The 231-nt window shown below is 64.5% G+C and carries 1 pseudogene; it reads left to right on the top strand.

Features of this window, described 5'->3' with window-relative positions:
• A pseudogene (locus SB772_RS46110) lies at nt 1-231 on the top strand (hypothetical protein); the annotation flags it as partial.

The raw sequence follows: 231 nt of genomic DNA, 5'->3' as shown, positions 1-231 counted from the left end.
CAGGCGCTGGGCACGATCATCTGCATTGCGAACGAAAACGAGGCCGCCGAGCGCGATGTGAAAATTAAGGCCGATTTGCTGGCACGCAACCATCAGCCTGTGCCGACCGATGTGTGCCATCTGGGACCGGGCGCCTGGTCCGCTGGATCGGCGCATGCGGGCGAGTTGTCGGTGCAGGGCGTGGTCGAGGCAAAAGGGCGGCGTGACCGCTTCGATCAGGCCGTCGGGCAT

The organism is Paraburkholderia sp. SIMBA_030, assembly GCF_046535245.1.
GTDB lineage: Bacteria > Pseudomonadota > Gammaproteobacteria > Burkholderiales > Burkholderiaceae > Paraburkholderia.
This window is presented reverse-complemented; position numbering and strand designations above follow the sequence as displayed.